This is a genomic window from Pseudomonas syringae group sp. 243L2 (assembly GCF_032587875.1).
Taxonomy (GTDB): Bacteria; Pseudomonadota; Gammaproteobacteria; order Pseudomonadales; family Pseudomonadaceae; genus Aquipseudomonas; species Aquipseudomonas amygdali.
This window is the reverse complement of sequence record NZ_JAWHPL010000031.1, coordinates 79,010-96,677: the sequence shown is the minus strand read 5'-3', so window position 1 is coordinate 96,677 and position 17,668 is coordinate 79,010. Positions and strand designations below refer to the sequence as shown.

Here is a 17,668-nt window from a genome sequence, read left to right as displayed (position 1 = left end):
TGCAGTGCTCTCATTGCAGTGCGCCCAATAAAGGATTATTCACAGCTCGATACCTTTCTGCGCACGGATACCGGCCTGGAACGCATGCTTGACCACGCCGATATCGGAAACCGTATCAGCCAGGTCGATCAATTCGGGTTTGGCACCGCGGCCGGTCACCAGCACATGCTGCATAGGTGGGCGGGCCTGCAGGTCACTCAGCACCTGTTCAAGGTCGAGGTAACCATGCTTGAGGGCAATGTTCAGTTCGTCGAGCACCACCAGACCAATGGCCGGGTCGCGAAGCATTTCCTGAGACACGGCCCAGGCGGCTTCGGCAGCGGCAATGTCACGCTGGCGATCCTGGGTTTCCCAGGTGAAGCCCTCGCCCATCACGTGATAGCGCACCTGCTCGGGGAAACGGCGGAAAAACATTTCTTCGCCAGTGCTGTTGCGGCCCTTGATGAACTGCACCACGCCGCACTGCATGTCGTGGCCCATGGCCCTGGCAAGCATGCCGAATGCCGAGCTGCTCTTGCCTTTGCCGTTGCCGGTCAAGACCAGCAGCAGGCCGCACTCGTTGGGTGAGCTGGCAATGCGCTCGTCCATCACGGCTTTCTTGCGCAGCATGCGCGCAAGATGGCGTTCGTCGCGTTCGGGGGATTCGTTCATCCGGGTTCTCCGCTCGTGGCAGTCGACAACAGACGGAAGGACAGCACTGGACAGCACGGCAACGCCCTGCACAGAGCATCACCCTCCGTGATGCCATTGAGTGGTTCAGGCCGGTCTCCGGGCTCATGAGCGGGTTACCCCGGCTGCGCGCCTTCCCATGTCGAAACACAGTGGCGTCAGGCACAGCCTTGACTCATTTACCGTTGCGGGGGCAGCGCCGGGATCGGATCGATTGATCCACACCGGCTTCCCTGTTTCACCCTGCCAATCAAGGATTGCAGAGCACCTGAAACAAACCGCGAAGGGTAGAGGGTTGGGCTGGGAGCGTCAATCGACACCGACGCTGTGAAACGTGATTGAACCCAGACGGTTCGCAGTGCCTCTATCAATTATCGGACCACGCCCTTGTTTATGGAGATTCACCATGTTCAGACTCAGACCCCACTACGCAGTGTTGCTTCTGGTTGCCGGTGGCCTCGCTGCCTGCGGCGAGTCTTCGACCCTGCAAGTCTCGGATGGAACAGGCCCCTCGCCCAAACTGCCGGAGCCTAACAAGACGCTGATCCCGACCGTCAACATCGCCCCTGCCGTAGGCTGGGAAAAAGGCGCAAAACCGGTCGCCGCGCCGGGCACACAAGTGGCAGCGTTCGCCGAAAACCTCGACCACCCGCGCTGGCTGTATGTATTGCCCAATGGCGACGTGTTGGTGGCGGAAACCAATTCGCCGGCCAAACCGGATGATTCCAAGGGTATTCGCGGCTGGGTAATGGAAAAAGTCATGGGCCGCGCCGGTGCGGGCGTGCCAAGCGCCAACCGCATTACTCTGCTGCGCGACATGGACAAGGACGGCGTCGCAGAGACCCGCACCGTGTTCCTGCAAAACCTCAATTCGCCGTTTGGCATGACGCTAGTGGGCAACAAGCTCTATGTCGCCGACACCGACCGCCTGATCAGCTTCCCGTATGAAGCGGGCCAGACCTCGATCAGCGCGCAGCCGACCAAAGTGGTCGACCTGCCGGGCGGCACGCTCAACCATCACTGGACCAAAAACGTCATCGCCAGCAAGGATGGCAGCAAGCTGTACGTCACAGTGGGCTCCAACAGCAACGTGGCCGAGAACGGCATGGACAAGGAAGAAGGTCGTGCAGCCATCTGGGAAGTGGACGCTGCCACCGGCAATCAACGCATTTTTGCCTCGGGCCTTCGCAACCCCAACGGCATGGACTGGGAACCCAAAACCGGCAAGCTGTGGACGGCGGTCAACGAGCGTGACGAAATCGGCAGCGACCTGGTGCCAGACTACGTGACCTCGGTGCAGGATGGCGCTTTCTACGGCTGGCCCTACAGCTACTACGGCCAGCATGTCGACGAGCGCGTCAAACCGCAGAACCCGGCACTGGTCGCCAAGGCCATCGCACCGGATTACGCAGTCGGCCCGCATACGGCCTCGTTAGGGTTGGTATTCGCCGATGGCAAGACGCTGGCGGCGCCGTTCAACGAAGGCCTGTTCATTGGCCAGCACGGCTCATGGAATCGCAAACCGCACAGCGGCTATAAAGTGGTGTTCGTGCCCTTCAGCGGCGGCAAGCCCAACGGTGCTCCGGTCGATGTGCTGACCGGTTTCCTCAACAAAGACGAAAAAGCCATGGGCCGCCCGGTTGGCGTGGTCAATGATCAGCGCGGCGGCTTGCTGGTGGCAGATGATGTCGGCAACAAAATCTGGCGCGTGACCTCGGCCAAGGCAGCTCAATAACGCTGAGCGTAGAGGGTTGACGCAGAGCGTCGTACGTTAGTTGAGATTATCGTTCCCTACGCTCCAGCGTGGGAATGCAGGTCTCGACGCTCCGCGTCGCACGATAGTTGCGATGATCGTTCCGCACGCCTGGAAAGGCATGTCGACGCAGAGCGCCGTACGGCAGTCGAGTTATCGTTCCGCACGCTCCAGCGTGGGAATGCAGTTCTCGACGCTCCGCGTCGCAAGAGGACGCAGAGCGTCCGGAAAGGCATGCGACGCGGAGCGCCGCACGATAAGTTCTGGTCAGACCGCGAGCAGGCGACGCGCTATGGCCGAATCTGCGCCAGACTGGACGGCTGAATGACGCGCTTGGCGTTGAGGTAGGCTTTCTGCCAGTAAGGCTTGTCGAGGCTGTCGAGCTTGACCGTGCCGCCGCTGGCCGGGGCATGTACGAAGCGGCCTTCGCCGACGTAGATGCCCGCGTGGGACACCTGCGAGCCGCCCGAGGTGGCGAAGAACACCAGATCTCCTGACTGCAATTGCTCGCGACGGATATTCGGCGCACCCATCACGATCATCTCGCGCGTGGAACGCGGCAGGGAAATGCCCGCGGCATCACGATAGACATAACCTATAAGACCGCTGCAATCAAAACCGGAGTCAGGCGTGTTGCCACCCCAGCGATAAGGCGTGCCAACCAGCCCCAACGCACGAAACAGCACGTCTTCGGCAGCCGGAGAAAGAATCTGAGGGGGAGCAGTGACCACCGGACGCTGAACGACCCGGGGTGCTTTGGGCGGTGGCGGCGCACTGGCGCAGGCACCCAGTAACGCAGCAACAGAAATAACTATCAGGCGCAACGCAATCGACATAACCACAACAACCTATCCGGATGCGGCTTACGCTGCCGAGAAGCTCAAAAACGCAGAAAGACCCGAAGGTCTTGTTCTGCACGTTCTATTTTATTTACGCCGCTTTGGCGCGGTCTTGACTGTAGTCGAAGTCATCGCCGTTGTCTGCGTGGCATCAGGTGTCGACTTCACCGCGACTGTACCCGGTGCCATTGCCAGAGGCCGCTTGGCCTCGATAAAGGTCTTGCTCCAGTAGGCGTCATCGAGGCTGTCGATGCGTACACCGCCACTGCGACGGCTGCTGGAGTGAATGAACTGCTGGTTACCGGCGTAGATCGCTGCATGGCTTACGCGACCACGGCCACGGGTACTGAAGAACAGCACATCGCCAGGCTGAAGGTTTTTACGCGATACCAGCGGTGCGTCAACGTTGATCATTTCACGCGTGGAACGCGGCAGGCTCATACCAGCCTCTTCGCGAAACAGGTAGCCAATGAAGCCGCTGCAATCGAAACCCGAGGAAGTCGATGTGCCGCCGAACTTGTAACGAGTGCCGATCAGGGATTTGCCACGTTCCAGGATACTGTCGGCCAGAACCGGCAGCTGGTAGGACTTGTTGTCGGCGAAGTGAGCAAGCTCGTCTTCGGTGGCAATCTCGTCCTGCAAGGCCGCGGCGTCGGCGCGACGTGCTGCGGACTGAGCGTTTGCCGCGCTCTGATAACGCGCAACGGGCTGAGCCTGTTCTTGCTGTGCGACCGGCATATTGGCCGAGCAACCGAAGAGGAATGTAACGAGTGCGAGAGGCACGAGGGGTGCGAAGCGAACAACCTGCATGGGCACAACCGTGGCTGACTAGTTAAGATGGCGAGACTATGCCTTTTATGAAGGTGATTTGCAAATTCAATCGAACTAGATGTGACTTATGAGTTCCGCCATGACATGTGCTGCCCGGCACTGCAAAAAGACGTCCATCTGTGCGCTGTGATCGGTCGGCTGCGGATTGATTTCCGCCGTAAAACCCCCGGAAACTCTGGTGCGAATGACAGGTTCGTGAATGTAGGGGAAGCTTGCCGTGGTACCAATACTCAGGACTGCGTCATAGCCTTTAGCCAGTTGTTCATACAGTGTTTCCAGTGCCTTTTCAGGGAGCATTTCCTGAAAAAGAACGACGGGCGGTCGCATAACGCCACTACATGCCGGGCATAAAGGGGGCAAAGGACGCTGCAAGTGCTCACTCAATTGCGGATCTTCAGCGCCACAGGATTGGCAAAACAGTGGCGAGAGCTGCCCGTGAATTTCGATCAGGCGTTCCGGTGGGCTGCCAGCGGCGCGGTGATAGCCGTCGACGTTCTGGGTCAGCACCCAGCACTCGGGTTTGATGCGCTGCAACTGGGCGATGGCGTAATGCGCGACGTTGGGCTCACCTCTCAGACAGGCCTTGCCCAGCTCGGCGATGTATTTCCAGCACAGCTCGGGGTCACTGCGCAGCATCGGCCCGGACAAGGCCATCTCTATAGGCAGGCCGTCGTCGGTCTTGCCGTTGTACAGCCCGCCGACGCCGCGATAGGTCGGCAGGCCCGAATCAGCCGACAGGCCTGCCCCGGTGATCACCAGAATCCGTTGTGCATGGCGCAAGGCTGCCGCCGTTTGCATCAACAGCGCCTGATCTACCACCCCAGCGTCTCTTTAAGGAAGGGAATGGTCAGCTTGCGCTTTTCCTGGAGTGACGCTTGATCAAGGCGCTCAAGCAATTCGAACAGAGCGCTCATGCTGCGCGTACCACGCGTCAAAATGAAATGGCCTACCTCATCGGTGAGGTGCAGGCCGCGCCGTGACGCACGCAGTTGCAGCGCGCGCAGTTTGTCTTCGTCGGACAGGCCACGCATCTGGAATACCAGAGCCATGGTCAGACGGGATTTCAGATCGGGAAGTTTGACCGGCAGTTCGCGGGGCGATTTGGACGCTGCAATGAGCAGACGACGCCCGCTGTCACGCAAACGGTTGAACAGGTGAAACAGGGCTTCTTCCCACTCCGGCTTGCCGACAATGGCTTGCAGGTCATCCAGGCACACCAGTTCGTACTGTTCAAGATGGTCGAACAGCTCGATACCTTCATCGATAACTTCGGCAAGCGGCAGATACACCGCAGGTTCGCCCAGCTGCTCGAAACGCAGGCACGCAGCCTGAAGCAGGTGCGTGCGCCCTACTCCATCCTTGCCCCACAGATAGATGAGGCTTTCGGTCCAGCCAGCGTCGGCTTCGCACAGCCGCTCGACATAGCCGAGTGCAGCGGCATTGGCGCCTGGATAGTAATTGACGAAAGTGGCGTCATCACGCAGACGCACACTCAGGGGCAGCTGAATCGGTTTCATGCTGACTAACGGCTCATGCAAACCGTCAAGGGCCTCTGTGTAAAGAGCGCAAAGTTTATACCCGTGAAGCGGGTCGCACAATGCGACAGACCTCAAGCAAAATCAAAGGTTTGCGTCAGGGTGCGTAAAGCGCGGGTCGAGAAAGGGCGTTTTGAGGTGATGCATGCATTGCCTGCACAAGCCTCTTCACCGGGCAGTGAAGAGGCGTGCGATGCCCTTACAGCTCGGGATTTTCCGCACCTGCATAGATTTCCGAGTCTTTATAAACGTCGTGCATGTGGCGCACCAGCACCATGATCACTGCAGCGACCGGCAACGCCAGCAGAATGCCGGTGAAACCGAACAGCTCGCCACCCGCCAGAATCGCGAAGATCACCGCCACCGGGTGCAGACCGATGCGATCCCCTACCAGCAATGGCGTCAGCACCATCCCTTCGAGGGCCTGACCGATCATGAACACCGCAACAATCCCCATCATCGGGTACAGGTCGCCGCCAAACTGGAACAACCCGGCGACCAGCGCCGAACCAATGCCGATCACAAAGCCCATATAAGGCACGATGGCTGCCAGACCGGCGATCACCCCGATCAACAGGCCCAGTTCCAGCCCGACCAGCATCAGACCGGCCGCGTAGATCACCCCGAGACCGACCATGACCAGCAATTGCCCGCGTATGAACGCGCCCAGCACCTCATGGCACTCGCCCGCCAGCTTGACGATTTGACCTTCACGCTGACGCGGCAGCAGACCGCGGATCTTGCCGGTCATGATGTCCCAGTCACGCAACAGGTAGAAACACACCACCGGGATCAGCACCAGATTGGTCAGCCAGCCGATCAGCGCCAGGCTCGACGCCGTAGCCTGAGACAGCACCACAGAGACGATATCCCCAGCCTGCCCCATGTGCTCGGAGATGGCTGCCTTGATCTTGTCGAACTTCCAGAACCCGTCTGCCAGACCGAACTTGGCCTGCACCCACGGCAACGCCGAGTGTTGCAGCCAGTCGAGGATCTGCGGGGCCAGCTCATAGAGACGAAACAACTGCTTGGCCAGCATCGGCACCAGCACCAGCAGCAAGGCCATCAGCACCAGCGTGAACAGACCGAACACCGCCACCACGCTCAAGGTTCTGGACAGCCCCGCGCGCTCCAGACGATCCACCAGTGGATCGCCCATGTAGGCCAGCAGCAGCGCCACCAGAAAAGGGGTGAGGATCGTGTGCAACAGCACCACGAATGCGACCAGCAAGGCCAGGCCGCCGATCCAGAACCAACGCCGTGTATCAGTCATCAACATCCCTCAACCCAATGGAAAAGCGCTTTGCCGGTTTACCAGCGGAAATAAAGCTGTGGTGCAGACGCCGGAACAATCATCGCTGCGGGCGCAGGTGCCGAAGCAGCCCCATTGGCTGGCGCAACCGGCGCAGTCGCATCGACAGGCGCAGCAGGCGGTGTTGCGGCGGCGGCTGCCTCGGCTGCGGGCACTTCCTGCAATTTGGCCAGCGACAACTGCGAGCGTAGCTGATCGGTGCTGCCACTGACCTCAAACACCACCTTATCGCCGTCAACAGAACTCAGACGCACGCCGAACGGATCAAGTAACTGAAGCAGTTGTGCATAGCGCTCCAGTGTCATGCCCTGAACCTGCACCAACAGGCCCGTCGAGGCACCGGGCTTGGCGACGAAACGTGGGGCCAGACGCTGGCTGACCGACAGCAGCACAGCGTCTGCCAAGGCTTCGGAAGTAGCCCCGGTCGCAGTGCCCTGCTCGCGCTGATCGCCCAGCCACAAGCGCCATTTGCCCTGCCACTGGCCTGCGTCTTCCTTGGCGTGCACCGCCAGTATCGCGTCAGCACCGTAACGCTCGGAGGCTTCCTTGAGCGGTGCGGCATCAGTGCCTTCCAGTGTCTTGGCGTTACCGATGCCCTGCTCGCTCAAATCAGCCAGCGGTAAACGCAACGGCAAACCGCGGTGTTGCGCAGCCCGGCGCAGTGGTTCAGCAGCGGCCTGACCGTCACCGACCAGATTCGAGCCTTCGACCGAGTCGTTCAGCCACCAGCCGAGGATCGACGGGCGATTGCTGCCCCAGATCGACAGGCCGGCATCACGCAACGCACGGTCGGTGGTCGCCGGATCGAAGTCCACCAGCAGGGTTTCCGGCGGACCGGCCTCGTAGCCGTACTGGCTGATGATTTGCTGCGGATCTTTGCGCAGCGCGGCGATGGCCGAACCCTGCGCAGCCTTGGCGTCACCGGTCAGGCGCAGCACCAGCGTTTCGACCGCGGCCTGGGTGGCCCGTGTGCGCTCATCGGGCGACTGACCAGTCACCGGCTCGCGGACCTGATAAAGGTTGCTGACCGTTTCGGCAAGGCTGGGGAGGCTGATCAGGGACAGACAGCCGACTAGAAGAACTCTGGAAAAACGCATGGACAGTTCCCGAACGGAAAAAAGTAAAAAGAAGCTGTTTCAGGAGGAGTACAAGTCTGGGACAGCCTTGAACCACCAATCATTCAATTTGCGCATAAAGTACACCTTAAACGGCGGCACTCGCACTGACGGGAGACGCCGGATCAGGTTTATTTGGCGCAACACCGCCCTGTTGTCGGCGCAAGGATGGCCCCTGGGGAGCAAGCCTGATAAAATCGCGCGCCTTCGCAGACCGGCAATCGCCACGGCCCAACATTACCATCGCATGACAGCGCGGTGCTGAACGGGTCCCAACGCAGCGGTCGATACCTCCGAATCCCCCCTAAAGGCCTGGATTTTTTATGAGCAAGCAACCCTCCCTGAGCTATAAAGACGCCGGTGTAGACATCGACGCCGGTGAAGCATTGGTCGAACGCATCAAGAGCGTCGCCAAGCGCACCAAGCGTCCGGAAGTCATGGGCGGCCTGGGAGGCTTCGGCGCCCTCTGCGAAATCCCGGCCGGCTACAAGCAACCGGTCCTGGTTTCCGGCACCGACGGCGTGGGCACCAAGCTGCGTCTGGCCCTGAACCTGAACAAGCACGACACCATCGGTATCGATCTGGTCGCCATGTGCGTCAACGATCTGGTGGTCTGCGGCGCAGAGCCTTTGTTCTTCCTTGATTACTATGCCACCGGCAAACTGAACGTCGACACCGCTGCCCAGGTCGTCACCGGCATCGGCGCTGGCTGCGAACTGGCTGGCTGCTCGCTGGTCGGCGGCGAAACCGCTGAAATGCCGGGCATGTACGAAGGCGAAGACTACGACCTGGCTGGCTTCTGCGTCGGCGTCGTGGAAAAGGCCGAGATCATTGACGGTTCGAAAGTCGCTGCCGGTGATGCCCTGCTGGCCCTGCCATCGTCCGGCCCGCACTCCAACGGTTATTCGCTGATCCGCAAGATCATCGAAGTGGCCGATGCCGATATCGAAAGCATCCAGCTGGACGGCAAGCCATTGACCGAGCTGCTGATGGCGCCAACCCGCATCTACGTCAAGCCGCTGCTCAAGCTGATCAAGGAAACCGGCGCGGTCAAGGCCATGGCCCACATCACCGGTGGCGGCCTGCTCGACAACATCCCGCGTGTTCTGCCGCAGGGCGCTCAGGCCGTTGTCGATGTTGCCAGCTGGCAGCGTCCGGCCGTGTTCGACTGGCTGCAGCAGCAAGGCAACGTCGCAGAAAACGAAATGCACCGCGTGCTGAACTGCGGCGTGGGCATGGTCATCTGCGTTGCTCAGGAACACGTTGAAGCCGCGTTGAAGGTTCTGCGCGAAGCTGGCGAGCAGCCATGGGTGATCGGTCAGATCGCTACCGCTGCCGAAGGTGCAGCACAAGTCGAGCTGAAAAACCTCAAGGCGCATTGATGCCAGCCACCTGCGATGTCGTGGTGCTGCTGTCCGGCACCGGCGGCAACCTGCAAGCGATGATCGACAGTTTCAAGGACGGGTCCAGCCCGGTCCGCATCCGCGCGGTGATTTCCAACCGCGCCGATGCGTTCGGCCTGCAGCGCGCCAGGGATGCGGGCATCGAAGCCTGCGTGCTGGATCACACTGCTTATGAAGGCCGCGAAGCCTTCGATGCAGCGCTGATCGAACTGATCGACACTTTCCAGCCACAGTTGGTAGTACTGGCCGGGTTCATGCGCATTCTCAGCGCAGGCTTCGTGCGCCATTTCCATGGTCGCCTTCTGAATATTCACCCTTCCCTGCTGCCGCGTTACAAAGGCTTGCACACGCACAAGCGTGCTCTGGAGGCTGGTGACGCCGAGCATGGCTGCAGCGTGCATTTCGTCACCGAGGAACTCGATGGCGGCCCACTGGTCGTACAGGCAGTTATTTCGGTACAGTTGCACGACACGCCCACAACGCTCGCGCAACGGGTTCATGTTCAAGAGCACCGTATTTACCCACTGGCCATTCGCTGGTTTGCCGAGGGCCGACTGAGCCTTGGTGAACAAGGTGCGTTACTCGATAGCCAGTTACTCCCGGCCAGCGGCCATCTGATTCGACATTAGGAGATACTATGCGTCGCGCTCTGCTCTTCGCTTTCGCTCTGCTCGCCTTGCCTGCCGTACAGGCCGCAGACCTTCAACCTTTCTCCGCCAGCTACACCGCCGACTGGAAACAGCTGCCCATGAGTGGCACCGCTGAACGCAGCCTGGAAGCCGGTGCCAATGGCACCTGGACCCTGAGCTTCAAGGCATCGATGATGATTGCCAGCCTGACTGAAGTCAGCACGCTGAAGGTCGACAAGGAAACCTTGCTGCCACAGACCTACAGCTTCGAACGCAGCGGCCTGGGCAAATCCAAAAAGGTTGATCTGGCGTTCGACTGGAACACCAAGTTCGTCACCGGCACCGACCGTGGCGATGCGATCAAGCTGCCGCTCAACCGCGGCATCCTCGACAAGTCCACGTATCAGCTGGCGTTGCAACACGACATCGCTGATGGCAAGAAGAGCATGAGCTACCAGGTGGTCGACGGTGATGAAGTAGACACCTACGACTTCCGCGTACTGGGCTCGGAAAAGGTTACCACCAAGACTGGCCAGGTCGATGCGATCAAGGTCGAGCGCGTGCGTGACCCGACGCAAAGCAAGCGCACCACCGTGCTGTGGTTCGCCAAGGACTGGGATTACCTGCTAGTGCGCCTGCAACAGGTCGAAACCGACGGTAAGGAATACAACATCGTGCTGCTCGACGGCACCGTGAACGGTAAGGCCGTCAAAGGCAGCTGATTGCCCTGACCGCTTGCCATACAGAGCCCCGCTTATTAGCGGGGCTTTTTATTGGCTGCAAACAAGTTATTGGCTGCAAACAAGAGGACGCAGAGCGTCCAGAACTGCATGCCGACGCAGAGCGTCGCACGATAGTGGCGGTGCTCTCCCGGACACCTGGCGCGCCCTACGCTCCGGGTGGGAATGCCCCGACGCCGAACCTCGCGCTATACGGACACCTATCGTTCCCTACGCTCCGCGTGGGAATGCCGTTCTTGACGCTCCGCGTCATCTTTTTGCACCGCTAAAGGCACATGAAAAATCCTTCACTTTGCCGCAACCAAGCTGCAAGCCTCGCCATGTAAGGGCTGTAGGCAAACGACCATTTTTTGCTCACTCGGGAACCTGAACAGGCTATTTACTTAGGCAGCTAACAAATTCTATAAAAGAGTCCTGCGACACATCGCCGCAGTATCCAGAGGCCTAACCACTCAGGCCACCAAAGTCAGGAGCTTACTACTATGACTGTCAGAGTTACTGAACGCGACGACGCCCACCTCTCTCACGAAGCCGTTGCCGACGGCATCCAGATCTGGGACGTGCATCAACAGGACCAACTTGTAGGCATGTTTCACGTAGAGTCCGATGCTCTACGCTATAAGGAAGAGCTGGAAGCACTGGAAAGCCAGGGCAACCACTAAGCAACTTCCCTGAGCCAGAAAACCCCAGAACAATAAACGACAAAACCCGCTGAATGCGGGTTTTGTTTTGACCGGTCAGCGCGTTACCACATCAGGTCGTCAGGCACCTGATACGCAGCGTACGGATCGTCGGCATCCGGCGCTTCGGTCGGGGTGTTGAGCAACACGATACGGCGCGGGTCGCGCTCCTGGATCTTCAGCGCTGCCTCACGCGGAATGATCTCGTAACCGCCGCCATGGTGAACGATGGCCAGCGAACCGCTGCTGAGCTTGTTGCGCACCAACGCGTTGACCGAGATCCGCTTGACCTTCTTGTCGTCAACGAAGTTGTAGTAATCCTCGGTAATCAGCTTGGGCAGACGCGACACCTCGATCAGTTGCTTGACCTGAGCGGCGCGGGCCTTCTGCTCGACCTTCTCCTGCTGCTGACGGTTGAGATCCTGGTCACGCTTGGCCTTCTCGGCCATCGCTTCCTGAGCCGCACGCTTTTGCGAGTCATCGGCCTGCGCCTGACCCTTGTGCACCAGACGCTGCTCTTTCTGCTTTTCTTTGCCGACCTGCTTGGCCTGCTTTTGGTTGACCAGACCTGCCTTGAGCAACTGATCGCGAAGGGAAAGGCTCATTGTCTACTCACTTATACCGTTACCGCACACTCAGCCGCAGCCGGGCGTGCTCTTTTCCTGACGTTTGGCTTCGCCCCACAATGCGTCCATTTCTTCGAGCGAGCACTCTTCGATAGGACGCTGGATGTGGCGCAATGCCTGTTCAATGAATCGGAAGCGTCTGTCGAACTTGCTATTGGCCGAGCGTAGCGCAGTTTCCGGGTCGACTTTAAGGTGCCGGGCCAGGTTGACGACGCTGAACAGCAAATCGCCGACTTCCTCGGCAATGCCTTCGGCGTCATTGTCGACCATGGCTTCAAGAATTTCATCGAGTTCTTCACGCACCTTGTCGACCACCGGCAACGCTGCAGGCCAGTCGAAGCCGACCTGCGAAGCACGCTTCTGCAGTTTGGCGGCACGACTCAACGCAGGCAAGGCCACCGGCACGTCATCGAGCAACGACAACTGCTCGGGCGCGCCAGACTTTTCGGCACGCTCCTCGGCCTTGATTTCGTCCCAACGCTGGTTGACCTGCTCGTCGGTCAGGCGCGGCGTTTCCGCCGACGCGTACAACTCGCCGGTCGGAAACACGTGCGGATGGCGACGCAGCAACTTGCGGGTAATGCCGTCGATGACGTCGTCGAATTCAAACCGGCCTTCTTCCTTGGCCAACTGGGCATAGAAGACCACCTGAAACAGCAGGTCTCCCAGCTCACCCTTCAGATGGTCGAGGTCGCCCTGCTCGATGGCATCGGCCACTTCGTAGGCTTCTTCCAGCGTATGCGGCACGATGCTGGCGTAGGTCTGCTTCAGGTCCCACGGGCAACCAGACTGCGGATCACGCAGCCGGGCCATGAGGTTCAGCAGGTCTTGAACTGTATACATGGGGCTCCCTGTGAGCGCAGGCAACGCTTATGGCGTCCTGTTCCTGCGTGTTTCGATAATGTTCGGCAACTGGGAAATGCGCCCCAACAACCGCCCCAGTGCGTCCAGGCCCGGAATCTCGATGGTCAGCGACATGAGCGCTGTGTTGTCTTCCTTGTTCGAGCGGGTGTTGACCGCCAGTACGTTGATACGCTCGTTGAGCAGCACCTGGGTGACGTCACGCAGCAGGCCGGAACGGTCGTAGGCGCGAATGATGATGTCCACCGGATACGTGAGCACCGGCACCGGCCCCCAGCTGACCTGAATGATCCGCTCGGGCTCGCGACCACCCAGTTGCAGCACCGAAGCGCAATCCTGACGGTGAATGCTGACGCCACGGCCCTGGGTGATGTAACCGACAATCGCATCGCCCGGCAGCGGCTGGCAGCAACCGGCCATCTGTGTCATCAGGTTGCCAACGCCCTGAATCTGAATATCGCCACGCTTGCCAGGCTTGTAGCCCGTAGCTTTGCGCGGGATCAGTTCCAGCTGTTCATTGACGCGATCAGGTTCAACCTGCTGCTGAGCCAGATTGACCAGTTGCGCCAGACGCAGATCACCCGCGCCCAGGGCGGCAAACATGTCGTCGGCGGTCTTGTGGTTGGCCTTGTCCGCCAGCTTGTCGAAGTCGACCTGCGGCAATGCCAGGCGCGCCAGTTCGCGTTCGATAAGGGTTTTACCGGCCGCAACGTTCTGGTCGCGGGCCTGCAATTTGAACCAGTGAACAATCTTGGCGCGCGCCCGCGAGGTCGTGATGTAACCGAGGTTGGAGTTCAGCCAGTCACGGCTCGGCGTGCCGTGCTTGCTGGTGATGATCTCGACCTGCTCGCCGGTCTGCAGGCTGTAGTTGAGCGGTACGATGCGGCCGTTGATCTTCGCACCACGGCAGTTATGGCCGATTTCGGTGTGCACCCGATAGGCAAAGTCCAGCGGTGTCGCGCCCTTGGGCAGGTCGATGGCGTGGCCATCAGGGGTGAAGACGTAGACCCGGTCAGGCTCGATATCAACCCGCAGCTGATCTGCCAGGCCACCGATGTCACCCAGCTCTTCATGCCACTCAAGTACCTGACGCAGCCAGGAAATTTTCTCTTCGTAATGATTGGAGCCGGATTTGACGTCGGTGCCTTTATAGCGCCAGTGCGCGCAAACGCCCAGTTCGGCCTCTTCGTGCATGGCGTGGGTGCGGATCTGCACTTCCAGCACCTTGCCTTCCGGCCCGATGACCGCTGTGTGCAGCGAGCGATAGCCGTTTTCCTTGGGGTTGGCGATGTAATCGTCGAACTCTTTGGGAATATGCCGCCACAAGGTGTGCACAATGCCCAGCGCGGTATAGCAATCGCGCATTTCCGGGACCAGTACACGCAACGCGCGCACGTCATAGATCTGGCTGAATGCCAGGCCTTTGCGCTGCATTTTGCGCCAGATGGAATAGATATGTTTGGCTCGGCCACTGATGTCAGCCGTCACGCCGGTGGCTTGCAGTTCGTTGTCGAGCTGGGACATGACATCGCTGATGAAGCGCTCTCGGTCCAGCCGGCGCTCGTGCAGCAGCTTGGCGATCTGCTTGTACTGATCAGGCTCCAGGTAGCGGAAAGACAGGTCTTCCAGCTCCCACTTGATATGCCCGATACCCAGACGATGGGCCAGCGGCGCGTAGATGTCGAAGACTTCCCGGGCCACACGGTTGCGTTTCTCGTCGTCGGCGTTCTTTACCGCACGAATCGCGCAAGTGCGCTCGGCCAGTTTGATCAGCGCAACGCGAACGTCGTCGACCATCGCCACGAGCATCTTGCGCAGGTTTTCGACCTGCGCCTGACTGCCCAGCACCAGGGATTGACGAGGGCTGAGACTGGCGCTGATCGCGGCCATGCGCAGCACGCCGTCGATCAGTTTGGCGACCGTCGCGCCGAAACGCTGCTCGACCTCCGGCAAAGGGATGACACCTTCACGCACGCCGCGGTAAATGACCGCCGCAACCAGCGAGTCCTGATCCAGCTTGAGGTCAGCCAGGATCTCCGCGATTTCCAGACCGGTCTGGAAACTGGAGGTGCCCTCTGCCCAGTGATTCTTGTGGGCCTTGTCGTTCTGCTCGGCTTGCCGGGCAAACTCACAGGCCTGTTTCATGACTTCCCGGTCCAGGACCAGGTCGACGCTGACAATATGATCGAGCCACGCGTCGAGATTGATACTGCCGTCTGTGTTTATCGGCTGGTTCGCTCTCACCTGTACCATGCTGCTTACCTTCCCTACGGCGCGATGAATAGCGCCATCAGTCGCCAGCCTTCTGAGCGAATGCCACTTGCCGGGCAAGCAAGGACCGGCATTCGCGGGCCAGTCGGATTAAATGAGGTTCCCTGTCAGCAGCGACCTCGATCCAGTGAACGCTGCTCACTTACTCATTTCAAATAAAGCCATCGCCTCGACATGCGCCGTCTGTGGAAACATATCGAGGATTCCGGCACGTTTTAATCGGTAGCCCTGACTGATCAGTTCGACCGTGTCACGAGCCAAAGTTGCCGGGTTGCATGAAACATAAAGCAGTCGCCGGGCACCCGTTTTTCTGATCTGGCGAACCACTTCAAAGGCCCCGTCACGCGGTGGGTCCAAGAGTACCGCAGAAAACCCTTCCGCCGCCCAGTCGGCGTGTGTCAGCGGCTGGGAAAGATCCGCCTGAAAAAACTGCACATTGTGCAGATCATTACTCATTGCGTTGACGGCTGCACGCTCGACCATGGTCGCAACGCCTTCGACCGCCACCACTTCCTTCGCCAGACCCGCCAGTGGCAAGGCAAAATTGCCCAGACCGCAAAACAGGTCCATTACCCGTTCATCTTTGGCAGGCGCCAGCCATTGCAGAGCCTGCTCGATCATCGCGGTGTTAACCGCCGCGTTGACCTGAATGAAATCTCCCGGTCGCCAGGCCAGTTGCAGGTTCCACGGCTCCAGCCGGTAACCCAGCGTATCGCCGGGGCTGGCCGGTTGGGGCTCGCCCTCGCCGTGCAGCCAGAGCTGCGCGCCGTGCTTGGAGCAAAACGCCTGCAACAGCGCCAGGTCGGCCTCGGCAAGCGGCGCGGTGTGGCGCAACAACACGGCAGTCGCAACCCCACTGAACAACTCGACGTGACCCAGCGCCTGCGGTTTGCTGAAGTTTTTCAGCATGCCAGGCAACTCATTCATGATGGGTTGCAAGGCCTGTACCAGCACCGGACAGTGTTCGATGCTGACGATGTCCTGACTGGCGGCTGCGCGGAACCCCACGTCCAGCCTTTTGGCCTTGGCATCCCAGCGAACCGCGACCCGCGCGCGTCGACGATAGGCCAGCTCGGCACCGCTCAACGGCGCAGCCCATTCATCCGGCACCACGTTCGCCACCCGCAACAGTTGCTCGGCAAGCATGCGCTGTTTCAGGGCAAGCTGTTCTTCGTGGGGCACATGCTGAACACTGCAGCCGCCGCAGCGACCGAAATACTCACAGGCCGGAGCGCGACGCATGGTGCTGGCGGTGAAGACCCGCTCGGTGCGCGCCTCGACAACCTTGCCGCGCGCATTGAGCACTCGCGCCTCGACCTCCTCGCCCGCCAGACTGCCGGCGACAAACCAGGTCTTGCCGTCGAGAAAAGCGATACCGCGACCGTCATCGGACAGGCGCTCGATAGTCAGCCGCTGTTTTTTACCGGCAGGAATCTGCACGGTCTTGACGCCGCCCGTGGGCTGAAAGCGCAGACCTCGTTCATGCTTGGCCATCAGTTGGGCGAATCGTAGATGCCGGTCGACAGGTAGCGGTCGCCTCGGTCACAGATGATCGCCACAATCACGGCATTTTCGACTTCACGGGAAATGCGCAGTGCTCCAGCGACCGAGCCGCCGGACGACACGCCACAGAAGATGCCTTCTTCGCGCGCCAGTCGGCGCATGGTGTCTTCGGCCTCGGTCTGGCCCATGTCGATAATGCGATCGACGCGGTCCGACTGGTAAATCTTCGGCAGGTATTCATGCGGCCAGCGGCGAATACCGGGGATCGAAGCGCCCTCCATCGGTTGCAGACCGACGATCTGCACCTCGGGATTTTGCTCCTTGAGGTAGCGTGAGGTGCCCATGATGGTGCCGGTGGTGCCCATCGAGCTGACGAAATGGGTCACGGTACCCCCCGTCTGCCGCCAGATTTCCGGACCGGTGGACGTGTAATGCGCCTCGGGATTGTCGCCATTGGCGAACTGATCGAGCACCTTGCCGCGGCCTTCGGCCTGCATGCGCTCGGCAAGATCACGGGCGCCTTCCATGCCCTCGTCCTTGCTGACCGAGATCAGCTCGGCACCGTAGGCGGTCATTGCGGCCTTGCGTTCGGCACTGGAGTTGTCCGGCATGATCAGAATCATCCGGTAACCCTTTATCGCTGCGGCCATGGCCAGTGCAATCCCGGTATTGCCGGAAGTCGCTTCGATCAGCGTGTCACCCGGATGGATCTGGCCGCGCAACTCGGCACGGGTGATCATCGACAGGGCCGGACGGTCTTTTACCGAGCCAGCGGGGTTATTACCTTCAAGCTTCAACAGGAGGGTATTGCTGGTATTACCCGCCATGCGTTGCAGACGCACCAGCGGAGTGTTGCCGACGCAATCGGCAATGGTTTGATACTGCAGGGTCATGGCGTCTT

General features: G+C 60.0%; 17 protein-coding genes and 1 riboswitch. Of the genes, 5 read left to right on the top strand and 12 right to left on the bottom strand.

All coding sequences use genetic code 11. The features are described from left to right. Positions 1-39 precede the first annotated feature (39 nt). On the bottom strand, positions 40-651 hold the full coding sequence (gene cobO / locus RYB66_RS20425; RefSeq protein WP_316895305.1) for a cob(I)yrinic acid a,c-diamide adenosyltransferase: 612 nt from the start codon (positions 649-651) through the stop codon (positions 40-42). A 90-nt stretch (positions 652-741) separates the two neighbouring features. Further along, positions 742-956, bottom strand: a riboswitch (cobalamin riboswitch). A 119-nt stretch (positions 957-1,075) separates the two neighbouring features. Between cobO and RYB66_RS20420 the strand changes: the two genes are divergently transcribed. Continuing rightward, positions 1,076-2,404 carry a sorbosone dehydrogenase family protein gene (locus tag RYB66_RS20420; protein WP_316895303.1) on the top strand — a complete coding sequence of 443 codons (1,329 nt, stop codon included), beginning with the start codon at positions 1,076-1,078 and terminating at the stop codon, positions 2,402-2,404. Between the two features lie 308 nt (positions 2,405-2,712). Here RYB66_RS20420 and RYB66_RS20415 read toward each other — a convergent pair whose 3' ends face one another. From RYB66_RS20415 to RYB66_RS20390, 6 genes are all read right to left on the bottom strand, one after another. Then, positions 2,713-3,258 (bottom strand): C40 family peptidase, encoded by a 546-nt coding sequence (locus tag RYB66_RS20415; RefSeq protein WP_004657225.1) that lies wholly within the window; start codon positions 3,256-3,258, stop codon positions 2,713-2,715. Between the two features lie 90 nt (positions 3,259-3,348). Next, positions 3,349-4,071 (bottom strand): C40 family peptidase, encoded by a 723-nt coding sequence (locus RYB66_RS20410; protein ID WP_002554605.1) that lies wholly within the window; start codon positions 4,069-4,071, stop codon positions 3,349-3,351. A 75-nt stretch (positions 4,072-4,146) separates the two neighbouring features. Then, positions 4,147-4,911, bottom strand: a complete 765-nt coding sequence (locus RYB66_RS20405) for an NAD-dependent deacylase (RefSeq protein ID WP_316895301.1) — start codon at positions 4,909-4,911, stop codon at positions 4,147-4,149. Continuing rightward, positions 4,905-5,609 (bottom strand): DnaA regulatory inactivator Hda, encoded by a 705-nt coding sequence (gene hda, locus RYB66_RS20400; RefSeq protein ID WP_002554607.1) that lies wholly within the window; start codon positions 5,607-5,609, stop codon positions 4,905-4,907. Before hda ends, RYB66_RS20405 begins: the two co-directional genes overlap by 7 nt. A gap of 217 nt (positions 5,610-5,826) precedes the next feature. Continuing rightward, positions 5,827-6,900: an AI-2E family transporter gene (locus RYB66_RS20395; protein ID WP_316895299.1), complete on the bottom strand. Its 1,074-nt coding sequence runs from the start codon at positions 6,898-6,900 to the stop codon at positions 5,827-5,829. A gap of 38 nt (positions 6,901-6,938) precedes the next feature. Beyond that, complete coding sequence (locus RYB66_RS20390) at positions 6,939-8,036, bottom strand: DUF2066 domain-containing protein (RefSeq protein ID WP_016982703.1); 1,098 nt, start codon at positions 8,034-8,036, stop codon at positions 6,939-6,941. 341 nt (positions 8,037-8,377) lie between these two features. Between RYB66_RS20390 and purM the strand changes: the two genes are divergently transcribed. From purM to RYB66_RS20370, 4 genes are all read left to right on the top strand, one after another. Further along, positions 8,378-9,436 (top strand): phosphoribosylformylglycinamidine cyclo-ligase, encoded by a 1,059-nt coding sequence (purM, locus tag RYB66_RS20385; protein ID WP_016982705.1) that lies wholly within the window; start codon positions 8,378-8,380, stop codon positions 9,434-9,436. Continuing rightward, positions 9,436-10,086 carry a phosphoribosylglycinamide formyltransferase gene (purN, locus tag RYB66_RS20380; protein ID WP_005783262.1) on the top strand — a complete coding sequence of 217 codons (651 nt, stop codon included), beginning with the start codon at positions 9,436-9,438 and terminating at the stop codon, positions 10,084-10,086. The genes purM and purN overlap by 1 nt, the downstream gene beginning before the upstream one ends. An 8-nt stretch (positions 10,087-10,094) precedes the next feature. Beyond that, entirely contained in the window at positions 10,095-10,808 is a 714-nt protein-coding gene (locus RYB66_RS20375; RefSeq protein ID WP_004665988.1) for a DUF3108 domain-containing protein, read from the top strand. 500 nt (positions 10,809-11,308) lie between these two features. Further along, positions 11,309-11,488, top strand: coding sequence for a hypothetical protein (locus RYB66_RS20370; RefSeq protein ID WP_002554613.1), 180 nt, complete (start codon positions 11,309-11,311; stop codon positions 11,486-11,488). Positions 11,489-11,571: 83 nt separating this feature from the next. Here RYB66_RS20370 and RYB66_RS20365 read toward each other — a convergent pair whose 3' ends face one another. From RYB66_RS20365 to cysM, 5 genes are all read right to left on the bottom strand, one after another. After that, positions 11,572-12,111 (bottom strand): DUF2058 domain-containing protein, encoded by a 540-nt coding sequence (locus RYB66_RS20365; protein ID WP_316895297.1) that lies wholly within the window; start codon positions 12,109-12,111, stop codon positions 11,572-11,574. Positions 12,112-12,141: 30 nt separating this feature from the next. Continuing rightward, complete coding sequence (mazG, locus tag RYB66_RS20360; RefSeq protein ID WP_316895295.1) at positions 12,142-12,975, bottom strand: nucleoside triphosphate pyrophosphohydrolase; 834 nt, start codon at positions 12,973-12,975, stop codon at positions 12,142-12,144. Between the two features lie 27 nt (positions 12,976-13,002). Next, entirely contained in the window at positions 13,003-15,246 is a 2,244-nt protein-coding gene (relA, locus tag RYB66_RS20355) for a GTP diphosphokinase (RefSeq protein WP_004657204.1), read from the bottom strand. 156 nt (positions 15,247-15,402) lie between these two features. Then, positions 15,403-16,758: a 23S rRNA (uracil(1939)-C(5))-methyltransferase RlmD gene (gene rlmD / locus RYB66_RS20350; protein ID WP_122258346.1), complete on the bottom strand. Its 1,356-nt coding sequence runs from the start codon at positions 16,756-16,758 to the stop codon at positions 15,403-15,405. Further along, entirely contained in the window at positions 16,758-17,660 is a 903-nt protein-coding gene (cysM, locus tag RYB66_RS20345; RefSeq protein ID WP_002554618.1) for a cysteine synthase CysM, read from the bottom strand. The genes rlmD and cysM overlap by 1 nt, the downstream gene beginning before the upstream one ends. Positions 17,661-17,668: the final 8 nt, after the last annotated feature.

Excerpts from the sequence above, each read along its gene's own strand:
- cobO (WP_316895305.1), bottom strand. The coding sequence starts at position 651 with ATGAACGAATCCCCCGAACGCGACGAACGCCATCTTGCGCGCATGCTG.
- RYB66_RS20420 (WP_316895303.1), top strand. The coding sequence starts at position 1,076 with ATGTTCAGACTCAGACCCCACTACGCAGTGTTGCTTCTGGTTGCCGGT.
- RYB66_RS20415 (WP_004657225.1), bottom strand. The coding sequence starts at position 3,258 with ATGTCGATTGCGTTGCGCCTGATAGTTATTTCTGTTGCTGCGTTACTG.
- RYB66_RS20410 (WP_002554605.1), bottom strand. The coding sequence starts at position 4,071 with ATGCAGGTTGTTCGCTTCGCACCCCTCGTGCCTCTCGCACTCGTTACA.
- hda (WP_002554607.1), bottom strand. The coding sequence starts at position 5,609 with ATGAAACCGATTCAGCTGCCCCTGAGTGTGCGTCTGCGTGATGACGCC.
- RYB66_RS20395 (WP_316895299.1), bottom strand. The coding sequence starts at position 6,900 with ATGACTGATACACGGCGTTGGTTCTGGATCGGCGGCCTGGCCTTGCTG.
- RYB66_RS20390 (WP_016982703.1), bottom strand. The coding sequence starts at position 8,036 with ATGCGTTTTTCCAGAGTTCTTCTAGTCGGCTGTCTGTCCCTGATCAGC.
- purM (WP_016982705.1), top strand. The coding sequence starts at position 8,378 with ATGAGCAAGCAACCCTCCCTGAGCTATAAAGACGCCGGTGTAGACATC.
- purN (WP_005783262.1), top strand. The coding sequence starts at position 9,436 with ATGCCAGCCACCTGCGATGTCGTGGTGCTGCTGTCCGGCACCGGCGGC.
- RYB66_RS20375 (WP_004665988.1), top strand. The coding sequence starts at position 10,095 with ATGCGTCGCGCTCTGCTCTTCGCTTTCGCTCTGCTCGCCTTGCCTGCC.
- RYB66_RS20370 (WP_002554613.1), top strand. The coding sequence starts at position 11,309 with ATGACTGTCAGAGTTACTGAACGCGACGACGCCCACCTCTCTCACGAA.
- RYB66_RS20365 (WP_316895297.1), bottom strand. The coding sequence starts at position 12,111 with ATGAGCCTTTCCCTTCGCGATCAGTTGCTCAAGGCAGGTCTGGTCAAC.
- mazG (WP_316895295.1), bottom strand. The coding sequence starts at position 12,975 with ATGTATACAGTTCAAGACCTGCTGAACCTCATGGCCCGGCTGCGTGAT.
- relA (WP_004657204.1), bottom strand. The coding sequence starts at position 15,246 with ATGGTACAGGTGAGAGCGAACCAGCCGATAAACACAGACGGCAGTATC.
- rlmD (WP_122258346.1), bottom strand. The coding sequence starts at position 16,758 with ATGGCCAAGCATGAACGAGGTCTGCGCTTTCAGCCCACGGGCGGCGTC.
- cysM (WP_002554618.1), bottom strand. The coding sequence starts at position 17,660 with ATGACCCTGCAGTATCAAACCATTGCCGATTGCGTCGGCAACACTCCG.